This window comes from Actinoallomurus sp. NPDC050550 (assembly GCF_040655075.1).
Taxonomy (GTDB): domain Bacteria; phylum Actinomycetota; class Actinomycetes; order Streptosporangiales; family Streptosporangiaceae; genus Actinoallomurus.
The window spans coordinates 66,139-80,008 of the sequence record NZ_JBFAJC010000002.1 but is presented as its reverse complement, the minus strand read 5'-3'; the positions used below and the strand labels follow the sequence as shown (position 1 = coordinate 80,008).

At 70.4% G+C, this 13,870-nt stretch carries 14 protein-coding genes; 9 read left to right on the top strand and 5 right to left on the bottom strand.

What is annotated here, in order from left to right; all coding sequences use genetic code 11:
• Nucleotides 1-49: 49 nt before the first annotated feature.
• Complete coding sequence (locus AB0I04_RS02655; RefSeq protein WP_360877828.1) at nucleotides 50-1,252, bottom strand: histidine kinase; 1,203 nt, start codon at nucleotides 1,250-1,252, stop codon at nucleotides 50-52.
• A gap of 102 nt (nucleotides 1,253-1,354) precedes the next feature.
• Nucleotides 1,355-1,948: a sulfite oxidase-like oxidoreductase gene (locus AB0I04_RS02650; RefSeq protein ID WP_360877825.1), complete on the bottom strand. Its 594-nt coding sequence runs from the start codon at nucleotides 1,946-1,948 to the stop codon at nucleotides 1,355-1,357.
• 267 nt (nucleotides 1,949-2,215) lie between these two features.
• Here AB0I04_RS02650 and aroF point away from each other — a divergent pair, with 267 nt between their 5' ends.
• From aroF to AB0I04_RS02610, 8 genes are all read left to right on the top strand, one after another.
• Nucleotides 2,216-3,238: a 3-deoxy-7-phosphoheptulonate synthase gene (aroF, locus tag AB0I04_RS02645; protein ID WP_360877822.1), complete on the top strand. Its 1,023-nt coding sequence runs from the start codon at nucleotides 2,216-2,218 to the stop codon at nucleotides 3,236-3,238.
• A gap of 348 nt (nucleotides 3,239-3,586) precedes the next feature.
• Nucleotides 3,587-4,495 carry an EamA family transporter gene (locus tag AB0I04_RS02640; protein WP_360877819.1) on the top strand — a complete coding sequence of 303 codons (909 nt, stop codon included), beginning with the start codon at nucleotides 3,587-3,589 and terminating at the stop codon, nucleotides 4,493-4,495.
• 120 nt (nucleotides 4,496-4,615) lie between these two features.
• Entirely contained in the window at nucleotides 4,616-4,744 is a 129-nt protein-coding gene (locus AB0I04_RS02635) for a lasso RiPP family leader peptide-containing protein (RefSeq protein ID WP_360877816.1), read from the top strand.
• Between the two features lie 188 nt (nucleotides 4,745-4,932).
• Entirely contained in the window at nucleotides 4,933-6,588 is a 1,656-nt protein-coding gene (locus AB0I04_RS02630) for an asparagine synthase-related protein (RefSeq protein WP_360877813.1), read from the top strand.
• Nucleotides 6,585-6,851, top strand: coding sequence for a lasso peptide biosynthesis PqqD family chaperone (locus AB0I04_RS02625; RefSeq protein ID WP_360877811.1), 267 nt, complete (start codon nucleotides 6,585-6,587; stop codon nucleotides 6,849-6,851). The genes AB0I04_RS02630 and AB0I04_RS02625 overlap by 4 nt, the downstream gene beginning before the upstream one ends.
• Nucleotides 6,848-7,273 carry a lasso peptide biosynthesis B2 protein gene (locus tag AB0I04_RS02620; RefSeq protein WP_360877808.1) on the top strand — a complete coding sequence of 142 codons (426 nt, stop codon included), beginning with the start codon at nucleotides 6,848-6,850 and terminating at the stop codon, nucleotides 7,271-7,273. Before AB0I04_RS02625 ends, AB0I04_RS02620 begins: the two co-directional genes overlap by 4 nt.
• Nucleotides 7,274-7,456: 183 nt before the next feature.
• On the top strand, nucleotides 7,457-8,902 hold the full coding sequence (locus AB0I04_RS02615; RefSeq protein WP_360877805.1) for a sulfatase: 1,446 nt from the start codon (nucleotides 7,457-7,459) through the stop codon (nucleotides 8,900-8,902).
• Nucleotides 8,903-9,137: 235 nt separating this feature from the next.
• On the top strand, nucleotides 9,138-9,782 hold the full coding sequence (locus AB0I04_RS02610) for an FMN-binding negative transcriptional regulator (protein WP_360877802.1): 645 nt from the start codon (nucleotides 9,138-9,140) through the stop codon (nucleotides 9,780-9,782).
• A gap of 234 nt (nucleotides 9,783-10,016) precedes the next feature.
• Here AB0I04_RS02610 and thiI read toward each other — a convergent pair whose 3' ends face one another.
• The gene (thiI, locus tag AB0I04_RS02605; protein ID WP_360877800.1) at nucleotides 10,017-11,270 is read right to left on the bottom strand and encodes a tRNA uracil 4-sulfurtransferase ThiI; all 1,254 of its coding nucleotides are present in this window, start codon (nucleotides 11,268-11,270) and stop codon (nucleotides 10,017-10,019) included.
• Between the two features lie 77 nt (nucleotides 11,271-11,347).
• The gene (locus AB0I04_RS02600; RefSeq protein ID WP_360877797.1) at nucleotides 11,348-12,007 is read right to left on the bottom strand and encodes an HAD-IA family hydrolase; all 660 of its coding nucleotides are present in this window, start codon (nucleotides 12,005-12,007) and stop codon (nucleotides 11,348-11,350) included.
• A gap of 43 nt (nucleotides 12,008-12,050) precedes the next feature.
• Between AB0I04_RS02600 and AB0I04_RS02595 the strand changes: the two genes are divergently transcribed.
• Nucleotides 12,051-12,617: an XRE family transcriptional regulator gene (locus tag AB0I04_RS02595; RefSeq protein WP_360877795.1), complete on the top strand. Its 567-nt coding sequence runs from the start codon at nucleotides 12,051-12,053 to the stop codon at nucleotides 12,615-12,617.
• A 113-nt stretch (nucleotides 12,618-12,730) separates the two neighbouring features.
• Here the strand turns inward: AB0I04_RS02595 and AB0I04_RS02590 are convergent, their stop codons facing one another.
• Nucleotides 12,731-13,756, bottom strand: coding sequence for a 6-phosphofructokinase (locus AB0I04_RS02590; RefSeq protein ID WP_360877792.1), 1,026 nt, complete (start codon nucleotides 13,754-13,756; stop codon nucleotides 12,731-12,733).
• Nucleotides 13,757-13,870 lie beyond the last annotated feature (114 nt).

The window sequence follows — 13,870 nt, the reverse complement described above, 5'->3', positions numbered from 1 at the left end:
CTCTTTTACCGTGAGTATGCAACTCGTTTCACCAAGTAGTCGGTTTCTTTTACCCTGCGGCGACACCTGGGTGGCTCTTCGGTACGCGGAGGCCGACCTTCATCCCCGCTCCGACGGCCGTCTCGATGACCAGTCCGTACTCCTCTCCGTAGACCTGACGCAGGCGGTGGTCGACGTTCACCAGGCCGATGCCGCCGTACGCCGCGTCCTCTCCTCCGTCCGCCAGGAGGGCGCGCAGTTTTCCGGGGTCCATGCCGACCCCGTCGTCCTCCACGCTGATCTCCGCCTCGGCGCCGGCGTCCCGCGCCGTGATGCGTACGTGGAACCGTTCGGTCCCGTACTGCATGCCGTGCCGGATGGCGTTCTCGACGAGCGGCTGCAGGGACAGGAACGGCACCGCGACCGGCAGCACCTCGGGCGCGATCTCGACGCTGAACCGCAGCCGCTCGTCGCCGAACCGGGCCCGCTCGAGCAGCAGGTACCGGTGGATCGACCGCAGTTCCTCGGCCAGCGTCGTGAAGTCCCGCCGGTCGCGGAACGAGTACCGCGCGAAGTCGGCGAAGTCGAGCAGCAGCTCACGAGCGCGCTCGGGGTCGGTGCGGACGAAGGAGGCGATCGTGGTCAGCGAGTTGTAGACGAAGTGTGGGGAGATCTGGGCGCGCAGGGCCCGCATCTCCGCCTCCACGAGTCGTGTCTTGGACGAATCCAGCTCGGCCAGCTCCAGTTGCCCGGAGGCCCAGCGGGCGACCTCCCCGAGCGTCTGCAGGCGCTCGTCACGGACGCCCTCGCCGTAGGCGGCCAGGGTCCCGGCGACGCGGCCCTCGATGGTCAGCGGCGTGATCACCACCACCCGGAGCGGGCAGCCGGGGTCACCGCAGGCGACCTGCGCCGACGCCGCGACGCGCGGCCGCCCGGTGCCGAGCACCGGGGAGGCGAGCCGGAGCACCTGCCCCGCGTGGTCGCCCCCGGAGCCCTCCCAGGCCAGCAACCGCTCGGTGTCGGTGACCGCGACGGCCGGAACGCCGAGGAGCTCCCGAAGGTGACGGGCGGCACGCCGCGCCGACTCCTCGCTCAGGCCGGTGCGCAGCGAGGCCGACGCGAGGGAGATGGTGTGCAGGACGGCGAACGACGCCTCACCGCTTGGCACGTCGTGTTCGTCACGGCGGCGCGCCGACCCCAGCGACCAACCGGCGGCGGCGGCCATCAGGGCCGCCGTCGCAGCGAGAACGGCCTCGAGCGAAATTCCTAACATGAACACAGACGGTAATGCCACCGTCACGGAAACGCCGGTATTTCGCCAAGTCCCCAGGGCGGGTCTGACGAATCCCGTTCGTAGCGAGCGGCGCCTCCCGCCCTAGGCCGGAAGGTCGTCCTCCTGGTAGGAGTACCGCTGCTCGCGCCACGGATCGGCGACGTTGTGGTAGCCGCGTTCCTCCCAGAAACCGCGGCGGTCCACTGTGAGGTACTCGATGGCGCGCACCCACTTCACGCTCTTCCAGGCGTACAGGTGCGGGACGACCATCCGCAGCGGAGCCCCGTGGTCCGGCGCGAGCGGCTCGCCGTCCCGGCGCGTGGCCAGCAGCGTCGTGTCGGCGAGGAAGTCGGTCATCCGGAGATTCGCGCTGTAGCCGTACTCCGCCCACACCATGACGTGCGTGGCCTCGCCCGCCGGCGGCGCCAGCCGTACGAGGGCGGCGGTGAGGATGCCCTCCCACCCCACGTCGGGGACGGTGAACTTCGTGACGCAGTGGAAGTCGGCGGTGACCTTCGCGTGCGGCATCGCCGCGACCTCCGGCCAGGTCCACCGGTATTCGCGTCCCGCCTCGGTCGCGCCGTACACCCGCAGGTCCCAGCGCTCGGGCCGGAACTTCGGCACCGGGCCGTAGTGCAGGACGGGCCAGCCGCGCGGGACGTACTGCCCCGGCGGGAGGCGATCCTCAGGCCCCACCGCGTCGTCCTCGCCTCTTCGAATCCCCGCTCATGGTCATCGGCCATCCTGCCACCCCCCGCCGACGGTATGCGCCGAGCCCCTCCCTCACGGTCGCTCCGCACATCGGTTAGGCTGTTCTCCGTGAGCAACGTCTTCTCCTTTACCTATGGCGGGCCCGGGACACGGGTGGCTGCCAGGAGGACGCTGCGCTAAAAGGCAACCACTGACAGATGCCCCGGGCCCGATGGGTCCGGGGCATCTGTCGTTTTACCGAAGGGGAGCACCATGGTCGTGGTCATGTCCGCCGAGGCGGAGGAAGCACATATCCAGGCGGTCGTCGCGCTGGTGGAGGGGGCGGGCGGCGAGGCGTTCGTCAGCCGGGGCGTCAACCGCACGATCATCGGGCTGGTCGGCGACGTCGAGCAGTTCGGGACGCTGAACCTGCACGCCCTGCCCGGCGTCACCGACGTCGTGCGGATCTCCGTCCCGTACAAGCTCGTCAGCCGGGAGAACCACCCCGACCGCTCGGTCGTCCGGGTCGGCGGGGTACCGATCGGTCCCGGCACCATGACGCTCATCGCCGGGCCCTGCGCGGTCGAGACACCGGAGCAGACCCTCGAGGCGGCGCGGATGGCCCAGGCGGCGGGCGCGACCCTCCTGAGGGGTGGCGCTTTCAAGCCGCGCACCTCCCCCTACGTCTTCCAGGGACTCGGGGAGAAGGGCCTGCGGATCCTGGCCGACGTGCGCGCCGAGACCGGTATGCCCATCGTGACCGAGGTCGTCGACCCGCACGACGTCGAACTCGTCGCCTCCTACGCCGACATGCTCCAGGTCGGCACCCGGAACATGCAGAACTTCGCGCTGCTTCAGGCGGTCGGCGGCGCCGGCAAGCCGGTCATGCTCAAGCGCGGCATGAACGCCACCATCGAGGAGTGGCTGATGGCGGCCGAGTACATCGCCCAGCGCGGCAACCTCGACATCGTGCTGTGCGAGCGCGGCATCCGCACGTTCGAGAAGGCCACCCGCAACACCCTGGACATCTCGGCCGTCTCGGTCGCCCAGCGGCTGTCGCACCTGCCCGTCATCGTCGACCCGTCCCACTCCGGCGGGCGGCGCGACCTGGTCCTGCCGCTGACCCGCGCGGCGATCGCGGTCGGCGCCGACGGCGTCATCATCGACGTGCACCCGCACCCGGAGAGCGCCCTGTGCGACGGCCCGCAGGCCCTCGTGGACGGCGACATTCAAGAGCTGGCCGCAACCGTACGCGACCTGCCGCCCGTGGTCGGCCGCACCCTCACCCAGGTCTGATGCCCGTGCCGCGGCGCGCCGTCCGGCCCCCGGGCGGCGCGCCGCGGCAGGCGGACAGGGTTTCACCCGACCAACCCGTCCTTCCCGACCAACCCGTCCTTCCCGACCAACCGACCCCGACCGACCTCCCGGCCCCGACCGGCCTCCCGGCCCCGACCGACCTCCCGGTAGGCTCTCCGGCATGGCGTACTACACCGCCCAGCTCGGGCCGCCCCGGTTCTGACCGGGGCCACCGCACGCACGCCCGGCACCGCCGGGCATTTTCTCTGACGCCGCGCTGACGCGGCTCTTTCGGCGCGCCCCGGATTCACGGACCCCGATCGGTTTCCTTAATCTGGAGCGTTCTCCTTGACCATCTCCGAGGTCTCTTCCGCCGTGCCCGTACGCCAGAGGCGCGGCGGATCCGCCGACATCGTCCTGGCCGCCGCCCTGTGGGGCACGACCGGCACCGTCCGCAGTTTCATCCACGCCGACCCGATCGCGGTCGGCGCCGCACGCCTGCTCATCGGCGGCGCCTTCCTCTTCGCCGTGGCCCTGCGCGGCGGCGGCCTGAGGCCCCTGCTCGCCCGCGGCACGCGGACCCGCCTACTCCTCCTGCTGGGCGCGGCGCTCGCCGCCGTCTACCAGACGGCGTTCTTCAGCGCCGTCGCCCGTACCGGCGTGGCCACCGGCACGGTCGTCACGATCGGCAGCGGGCCCGTCTTCGCCGGCCTGCTGTCCCGGCTGCTGCGCATGGGCACGCTGACCCCGCGCTGGCTGCTGTCCACGGCGGGCGCGGTCGCCGGGTGCGCGGCCCTCACCCTCGGCGGCCAGGCGGCCGGCGTGGAGCCGGTGGGCATCGCGCTGGCCCTGCTGTCCGGTTGCGGCTACGCGGCGTACGCCACCGTCGCGTCGTTCCTCATCACCCGCGGCGACGACAGCCGCGCGGTGCTCGGCGCGCTGTTCGGCGGATCCGGGGTGCTGCTCCTGCCGGTCCTGCTGGTCTCGGACTCCGGCTGGCTGCTCACCCGACCCGGCGCGGCGGCGGCGCTCTACCTCGGCGTGATCACGACCGGGGTGGGCTACCTGCTGTACGGCCGGGGCCTGCGGACGACGCCGGTCGCCGCCGCGACCACGCTCACCCTGGCCGAGCCCGCCGTCGCGGCGGTCCTGGGGCTGGTCGTCCTCGGCGAACACCTCGGCGCCATCGCCCTCACCGGCCTGGCCCTCCTCGCGGCCAGCCTGGTCATCCTCACCCTGCCCGCGCGCTCACGCTGAAGCCGTAGCCGAGAGGACGGGCGCTCATTTACCGCAAAGATTCGGTAAAGGGAAATTGATCACCTCGTCGGGGCCGGGGTAAAACCGGGGAAACGGTCCGGCGAAAGGTTGAGGAGGACCATGGACCGCATTCCCGACGAGCCGCTTCCCTACGAACCCCCGATGCTGGCCGAGGCGGGATCCTTCGCAGAACAAACGAAGGGTGCCGGAGGTCTGATCCCCGAGTTCCACGGCCACATCCCCCACTGAGACCGGTGATGAACGGTTCCGGCGAGACATGGTTCGTGGCCCTTCCCGATCGGGAGGATGCCGCGGACACGGCGGCCGTCCTACGGCCCGGGGCCTCGCAAGAGGTGCCTCATCCCTCCGGGCGGCCGTTTCTCATCGGGTGCTGGTCACCGGATGAACTACGGCTCGCCGGTACCGACGGTGTACGGGTGGCGGTGCTGGGGCAGTGCCGCGGCACCGCCGCCCTCCTCGCCGACCAGGTCGCCGGCACGCGTACGGTGGCCGACCTCGACCGGCCCGCTTCCGCCATGGCCGGTAGCTTCCACCTGATCGCGAGCGTTGACGGCCGCGTCCGCGTGCAGGGAAGCGCCTCTGGGCTCAGGCGGGTCTTCCGGACCCGTGTCGGCCGGGTGACGGTGGCGAGTGACCGGTCCGACACGCTGGCCGCGCTGGTCGGCGCCGACGTGGACGAAGAACACCTGGCCCTGTACCTGCTCTATCCGTGGCTCCCCTTCGCGCTGGCGGACAGGACGCCATGGCGCGGCGTACGGGGCGTACCCGCCGACCACTACCTCCTCCTCGGCGACGACGGTGACGAACGGGCGGTCCTGTGGTGGCGACCTCCCGAGCCGGACCTCCCTCTGGCCGAGGGCGCCGGCGTTCTGGCCGACAGACTGGCCGAGGCGGTGGCCCTCCGTACGGCCGGCGGTGGCATCATCAGCGCCGACCTCTCCGGCGGCCTGGACTCGACGGCGCTGTGCTTTCTGGCGGCCGAACGAGACGTCGACCTGCTCGGCGCGACGGTCGCCACGACCGACCCGGGCAACGACGACGTGGCGTGGGCGGTGCGTGCCGCCGACCGTCTGACGACGCGAGGCAGGGTCGTCCACGATCTCATCGACCCGGGAGACGTCCCTCTGCCGTACGAGGGCATCGTCGCGGTGCCGCCCATGGACGAGCCGTTCGGCGCCTTCCGGGACGTCGCCCGCTCCGACGCGGTCTGGCAGCGGATGGCCGGACGAGGATCGCGTGTCCATCTGAGCGGCTTCGGCGGGGACGAGGTCCTGCAGTGCCCGCCGGCCTACCTGCATACGCTCGCGCGCCGGCGTTCCCTCACCGCCCTGTCCCACTTGCGCGGATACCGCGCCCGGTACCGATGGCCGCTCGGCGGATCGCTTCGGGCGCTCGCGGACACACGCCCGTATGGCGGCTGGCTGGCAGAGGCCGCGCAGGACGTCGACCGGCCCGGGTCCATCGCCGGAGAACCGCATCACTGGGAGCCCGCGTTCCGGCTGCCCCCCTGGGCCACCGATCAGGCCGTCGAGACGGTACGCCACCTGGTCCGTGAGGCGGCCGGAACGGCGGCGCCGCTGGCCCCCGACCGCGCCCGGCACGAAGCGCTCGTCTTCGCCCGCCAAGGCGCGAGGACATACCGCCAGGCGGTGCGGCAGGCCCGCCGTGCCGGACTGACGCTCGCGGTGCCGTTCCTGGACGACCGGGTGCTCGAGGCGTGCCTCGCCGTGCGCATGGAGGAACGGACCGACCCTCGCCTCTACAAGCCGTTGCTGACCAGGGCGATGGACGGGACCGTTCCGCGGGATCTCCTGGAGAGGACCACCAAGGGCCACTACGCGGTCGACGGGCACGCCGGGCTGCGCCGGTTCCGCGCTCGCATCGCCGAACTGCTGGAGGACCCGCTGCTGGCCCGGCTCGGACTGGTCGACGCCGAGGCGCTGCGCTCCGCCTGCCTCTCGCTCTACCCACCGACGTTGGGCCTGCCCGCGCTGGACGCGACTCTCGCCTGCGAAGTCTGGCTGCGCGCTGCCCGTACGTCACGCGACGCCGCAGTGAAGGGACGACCATGACCTTGCGACTTCGCCGGGACGTGTCCACCGCCGACACCGGGACCGGGCTCGTGCTGCTGGACCAGGCGGCGGGCCGGTACTGGCAGCTCAACCCGACCGGCGCCCTGGTCCTGCGGATGCTCCTCGACGGGGCGACCGAGGCTGAGGTGGCCCGCACACTGGCCGAGCGGCACGCCGTCGACGTCGAGCGCGCCGGCACGGACGTCGCCGCCCTCGTGGAGAGTCTGCGCGCCGCCAAGGTGGTCGAGGAGACCGCGCGGTGAGCGCCCCGGTCACGGTGACCGGCGGCGGCAGGCTGCCGCTGTTCCTGCGTTCGCTGACGTTCCTGGTCGTCGGGGCAGCGCGGGTGCTGGCCCGGCTGCCGCCGCGGCGCATACGGGTGATCCTCGTGCTCCTGCGGGCAGGAGCCAGGCCGGCCGACTACGACCGGGCCCGCCGGGCCCGCCACGCCGTCGTGACGACGAGCGTGCTGTGCGCGGGCGAGGGATGTCTGCAACGGTCACTGGCCACCGCGCTGTTGTGCCGCGCGTACGGTGTCTGGCCCACGTGGCACGTGGGTGTCCGTACCGAACCCTTCATGGCGCACGCCTGGGTGGAGGCAGAGGGGCGTCCCGTCGACGAGCCCGACCCGCCCGGTTACTACCACTCCATCCTCAGCGTCCCGCCGCGCACGCCCCAGGCATAAAACGTCGCATTTCAGCGCCCGGCGCGTCACGTGTCGCCAATTTCGGCGGTTCGGAGCACGCAAAGCCGCATGCCCGGAATAGGCGTCCTCTCGATGCCGTACTCCCATGATCGTGCCAGCCCGTTCCGATGATTTTCCAAGAGTCTTACGGCAGCCTGACCGCAGTCGACGAAAGGTCTGACAATGAAGCGGATTCTGGCACTCACCGCTGCGGCCTGCCTCGCGCTCTCCGCCTGTAGCGCGGCGGCCGCCGAGCGAAGTTCGAACCACGTGGCGGCTCCCAAAAAGGCCCCACCCAACATCGTCTTCGTCCTCACCGACGACCTCGCGATGAACCTCGTCCCGTACATGCCGCACGTCCAGCAGATGCAGCAACAGGGGACCACGTTCGGCAATTACTTCGTGACCGACTCGCTGTGCTGCCCGTCGCGGACCACGACGTTCACCGGGCGCTTCCCGCACAACACCGGCGTCTTCACGAACGGCGGCAATGACGGCGGTTACCAGACGTTCAACGCCCGAGGGAACCAGAACCACACCTTCGCCACCGCACTTCAGGCGGCCGGCTACCGCACGGCGATGATGGGAAAGTACCTCAACGGCTACCAGCCGTCGGATCCGGTGCCGCCGGGCTGGAGCGAGTGGGACGTCGCGGGCAACGGCTACCCCGAGTTCAACTACTCACTCAACGAGAACGGCCGCGTCGTGAAGTACGGCCACCAGCCGAAGGACTATCTGACCAACGTCCTGAGCAATAAGGGACAGCAGTTCATCGGCCAGTCGGCCAAGGCGGGCAAGCCCTTCGTGCTGGAGCTGGCCACCTTCGCCCCGCACGCCCCGTACACCCCGGCCCCGCAGGACAAGAACAAGTTCCCCGGCCTGAAGGCCCCGCGCGGCCCGGCGTTCAACGAGGCCGACATGTCCGACAAACCAGCATGGATCAAGAACCATAAGAAGCTCACCGCGAAGCAGATCACCACGATCGACAATGTGTTCCGCAAGCGGGCGCAGGCCGTGCAGGCCGTCGACCGGATGATCGGCAACATTCAGACGGCGCTGAAGAACAACGGCGTCGACCGTGACACCTACCTCGTCTTCAGCTCGGACAACGGCTTCCACCTGGGCGAGCACCGACTCGCACAGGGCAAGATGACCGCCTACGACACCGATATCAAGGTGCCGCTGGTCGTCAAGGGCCCGGGCGTCGCGGCGGGCCACACGACGAACACCCTCGCGCAGAACACCGACCTGTGCCCGACCTTCGAGGACCTCGCCGGAGTGAAGGTCCCGGCAGCGGTCGACGGCCGCTCCCTCGCGCCGTTCTTCAAGGCCGGGCCCGGGCAGAAGAGCCGTGACGGGGTCCTCATCGAGCACCACGGCCCCGACCACCTCGCGGGCGACCCGGACCTGCAGGCGGCCGCGAGCGGCAACCCGCCGAGCTACGAAGCGGTCCGCACCGGGCACGAGGTGTACGTCGAGTACGCCGACGGCGAGCGCGAGTACTACGACCTTAGCCGCGACCCGAACGAACTCGACAACGCCGTCACCCGCCTGCCTGCGGCCCGGCTCAAGCAGCTCACCTCGCTGCTCCACCGCCTGGAGAAGTGCTCGGGCAAAACCTGCCACTAGATTCGTCTCCGTACGCGCCGTCTGCCCGGGCGAGACCGTGTCTCGCCCGGGCAGACGGCGCGTAGCAGTCTCGGCCCGGCCGGCCCACCGAATACCTCTCTCCCGGCCGACGACCCGGACACCTCATCTCACCCACCCGCCACGCTTGACCTTGTCCCCAGGGGCAAGGTTTAGCGTGCGAGGTGATACCCCTGTAGCCGTAGCCCCCCGCAGCCCCGTAGCCGAAAGACCGACCGTGTACATCCCCAAGCACTTCACCCCCGACGAAGGCACCGTCCGCGCCCTCCTCGCCGACCAAGGCGCCGCCGACCTGATCACCATGACCCCGCAGGGCCTCCTCGCCACCCACCTGCCCCTCGAATACGACCCGACCACCGGCGACCAAGGCGCCCTCATCGGGCACCTGGCCCGCAACAACACCCAGTGGCGCGAGCCGGTGCAGGGCGAGGCCCTGGTGATCGTCCGGGGGCCTGAGGCGTACGTGACGCCGTCGTGGTACGCGACCAAGGCCGAGCACCACCGGGTGGTGCCGACCTGGAACTACATCACCGCGCACGTGTACGGCCGGCTCGTCGTCCACGACGACCCGGCCTGGACCGAGGCGCAGATACGCCGCCTGACCGACCGCTACGAGGACGGCCGCGCCGAGCCCTGGTCCGTCGACCAGGCACCAATGAAGTTCATCCAGGGGCAGTTGCGCGCCGTCGTCGGCGTCGAGCTGGTCATCAGCCGCATCGAGGCCAAGTTCAAGCTCAGCCAGAACCAGCCGCAGGCGAACATCGAGGGCGTTATCGCGGGCCTCGAAGCCCGCGCCGAGTCCGAGGACGCAGCCGTCGCGGCGGCGGTACGCGCCCACGACCCGCACGCCCGGCCCTCCTAACCCTCACACGACGCCCGCGCCGCCGCCCCACCGGGCCGGAGGCTGCTGTCGAACGCCTGCCGGCCGTCGCGGATGGCGGGGCCCGCGCATGCTCGGCTGCGAGTTCGCCCGAGCCACCCATCGTCGCCAGTGCCGTCTACTCAGGCGAGACAACGTGTCGTCCGAGTAGACGGCCATGGACCAAACCCCTCGCCGGCAGGCCCGAGCGTTCACAAGACCGGCGCCGCTGACCCGTCAGGCGCTGTGCTCGCCGTACGAGGGGCGGTGCTCCTGAAGGTTGGCGGCGAGCTGCTCGGCCATCTCCCCCGCGTCGAGCCGCTTCTCGATCTGGCGGAGGTCGTCGATCTTGGCGCGGGTCTCGGCGCGGCGGGGGGTGAGCACGGTGCAGCAGTCCTCGTCGGGCAGCTCCGAGATGCTCAAGGTGTGGATCTTCCGCGCCTCGGCCATGATCTCGGTCTTGTCCATGCCGATGAGCGGACGCAGGATCGGCAGGCTCACCGCGTCGTCGAGCGCGGTGATGTTCTGCATGGTCTGGCTGCTGACCTGGCCGAGCGAGTCACCGGTGATCAGGGCGGCGCCCCCGAGGTTGTGCGCGACGACCTCGCCGGTCTTCAGCATCAGCCGGCGCTGCGCGATGATCTGGAGCCGGTCGGCGCCGGAGGACTTGATCTGCTGCTGCGCCTTGCCGAACGGCACGACGAACAGCCGTGAGCCGCCCTGGAACTTGTCGAGCTCGCGCACCAGGGCGTACGCCTTGTAGATCGACTCGGGGCCGGTGAACGGCATCCCGGAGAAGTGCAGGAAGTCGACCCGCAGGCCGCGGCGCATCATGCGGTATGCGGCGACGGGCGAGTCGATGCCGCCCGACATCAGCACCAGCGCCCGGCCGCTCATCCCGACCGGCAGGCCGCCCGCGCCAGGCATGCCGTCGGTGAAGACGAACACCTCGCGCTGGTCGACCTCGATGAACACCGCGAGGTCCGGGTGCTTGAGATTGACCGGCAGGTCGTAGCGCTCCTTGACCTTGGAGCCGACGAGGGCGTTGAGGTCGGAGGAGGTGATCGGGAAGCGCTTGTCGCGGCGGCGCGCCCGGATGGCGAACGCGCCCTTGCGGGCGAGCGCGGGGTGCTGTGCGACCAGGTCCAGGGCCGCCTGGACGGTCGCGTCGACGTCCTTGGCCACCCGCCAGGCGCGGTGCACCCACACGATCCCCATCACGTCGGTGAGCCGCCGGGCGACGGCGTCGACGTCGGACAGCTCGCCGCTCTCGGCGCGGACGACGATGACGCCTTCACGCGGCCAGATTTGGATCTTGATGCCGAGCCCCTTGACGGCGGCGCGGATGTTGTTCTGCAACCGCCGCTCGAACAGCTCGCGGTTCTTACCCTTAAGGACGATCTCGCCCAGTTTGAGCAGAACGCAGGGCTCACCGGCGACGGCGGGCCGCTCGGCGTTCTGGGGCTGCGTCGCGGTTTCGAGCGTGGGCATGCGTCCTACCTCCAACGGACACTGACGAGTGCCTCTCAAGTGTCGCGCACGATGGCGACTACCCGTACCAACCCGGGCTACGCGCCCGTCCTTCCCGCTCCGCGATGCGTGATGACCGAGATGCCCTCGGCGGTCGTGATGGCGCGCACCTGGGCCAGGGACGGCACTTGGGCGACCACCAGGTCGGGCCGGTCGCCGAAGGCCGGCCCGATGCCGAGACAGTCCATCCCCGCGGCGCGGGCGGCTTCCGCACCGGCGATGGCGTCCTCCACGACCAGGCAACGCGCCGGGCTCCGGCCCAGCAGGCGGGCGGCGCGCAGGTAGCCCGCGGGATCGGGTTTGCCGGCCGGTACGTCTTCGGCGGCGACCAGGACCTTCGGCGTGGGCAGACTCACGGCGGCCAGCCGCGCGGTGGCGACCGCGCGGGTTCCCGAGGTCACGACCGCCCAGGCCTCGGGGTGGAGCGAGGCCAGTAGAACATCGGCTCCCGGCAGCGCCCGTAGTCCCGTCGTCTCACGTTCTTCACGAGCGACGATCTCAGCCGTCTCCGCCTCTGCGTCCAGATGCGGCGTCAGGATCCGGATCAGATCGATGTCGCGCCGTCCGTACGACAGGGCCACCGCCCGATCGCCGTCCACGCCATGGGCGACCGCCCAGTCACGCAGGATCCGCTCGATCACTCCGAGCGAATCGACCAGCACCCCATCGAGGTCGAACAGCACTGCCTCATACGCCATGCAGTTATATTATGGTGCGCGTCAATAACAATATACTGGCACGATGGACGTCGTCGAAGAAGTCGGCCGCACCCTCGCGGCGAATCTCCGGGCAGCCCGCGCCCGGCAGGGGTGGCGGCTCGATGATCTGGCCGCGGCGAGCGGAGTCAGCCGCGGCATGATCCATCAGATCGAGACCGCCCGCACTCATCCCAGCGTCGCCACTCTGGCCAAGCTCTGCGCGGCGCTGGACGTGCCGATCAGCGAGCTCGTCGAGATGCCCGCCGAACTCGGCAGCCCCGCGCCCTACGCCGACGCGACGGTCACCCGTCACGGGCACAGCACGGCCGCACTGCTGATGAGCGATGGGCGTCATGAGCTGTGGGAGCACACGCTGTACGCCGGCCATCCGATCCACGACAGCGGGCATCCGCCCGGCACCCGCGAGCTCATCCATGTCACGCAGGGAATCCTGCAGGTGGACGTCGGCGGGGCGACCTTCACCGTTCCGGCCCGCGACGGCCTCACACTGCGCGGCGACCGCCCCCACGGCTACCGCAACGACGGCGATGTCCCGGCCGTCTACACCGTCGTCGTCGTGTACACCGGGGCACGCGATCCGCGCTTCTGAGCCCATGACACACTCAAGGACGCGACGGCCCGAACATGACACCGGCCCGTGGCACGCCGCGTGCCACGAGCCGGTGATCAGGGCCGTACGGGCCGGGTCGCCCCGGCCGCCGGTCAGCCGAAGAAGACCTCGGCCTCTTCGTACCGCTGGACCGGGACGGTCTTGAGCTCGTCGGTGGCGGCGCCCAGGTCGACCCGGACGATCTCGGTGCCCTGCAGGCCGACCATCTTGCCGAACGCCCCGTCGTGCACCGCGTCGATCGCGTGCACGCCGAACCGGGTGGCCAGCACCCGGTCGAACGCGGTCGGGGTGCCGCCGCGCTGGATGTGCCCGAGGACGGTCGTACGGGCCTCCTTGCCGGTGCGCTTCTCGATCTCCGCGGCGAGCCGCTCGCCGATGCCGCCGAGGCGCACGTGGCCGAAGGCGTCGAGCTCCTGCGTCTGCGTGTCCATCTGGCCGTCGACCGGGTGGGCGCCCTCGGCGACCACGATGATCGGGGCGTAGCGGGTCTTGAAACGGCTCTCGACGTAGCCGCAGACCTTCTCGATGTCGAACGGCTTCTCCGGGATGAGGATGACGTTCGCGCCCGCCGCCATGCCGGCGTGCAGCGCGATCCAGCCCGCGTGTCTGCCCATGACCTCACAGATCAGCGCGCGGTGGTGCGACTCGGCCGTGGTGTGCAGCCGGTCGATGGCCTCCATCGCGATGTTCACCGCGGTGTCGAAGCCGAAGGTGTAGTCGGTGGCATTGAGATCGTTGTCGATCGTCTTGGGGACGCCGACGACCTTCACGCCCCTGTCGTACAGCTGGCGCGCCACGCCGAGGGTGTCCTCCCCGCCGATGGCGATGAGCGCGTCGACGCCCAGCCCGGCGAGGTTGTCCTTGATCCGCTCGACGCCACCCTCGATCTTGATCGGATTCGTCCGGGACGATCCGAGGATGGTGCCACCGCGCGGCAGGATGCCGCGTACCGCCTGAACGTCGAGCGGCAGGGTGTCGCCCTCGAGCGGACCACGCCAGCCGTCGCGGAAGCCGACGAACTCGTATCCGTAAACCTGGATGCCCTTGCGGACCACGGCGCGGATGACGGCGTTCAGGCCGGGGCAGTCACCGCCGCCGGTCAGCACTCCGACACGCATGCCCAACTCCTCTTCGTAACCCTGGGTTCACCCGACCAGACTAGTGGTGCGGGTAGGACGTATAAGACGCGGTGCGCCCTCAGGACAGGACCATCCCGATTGGTCTAGACCATA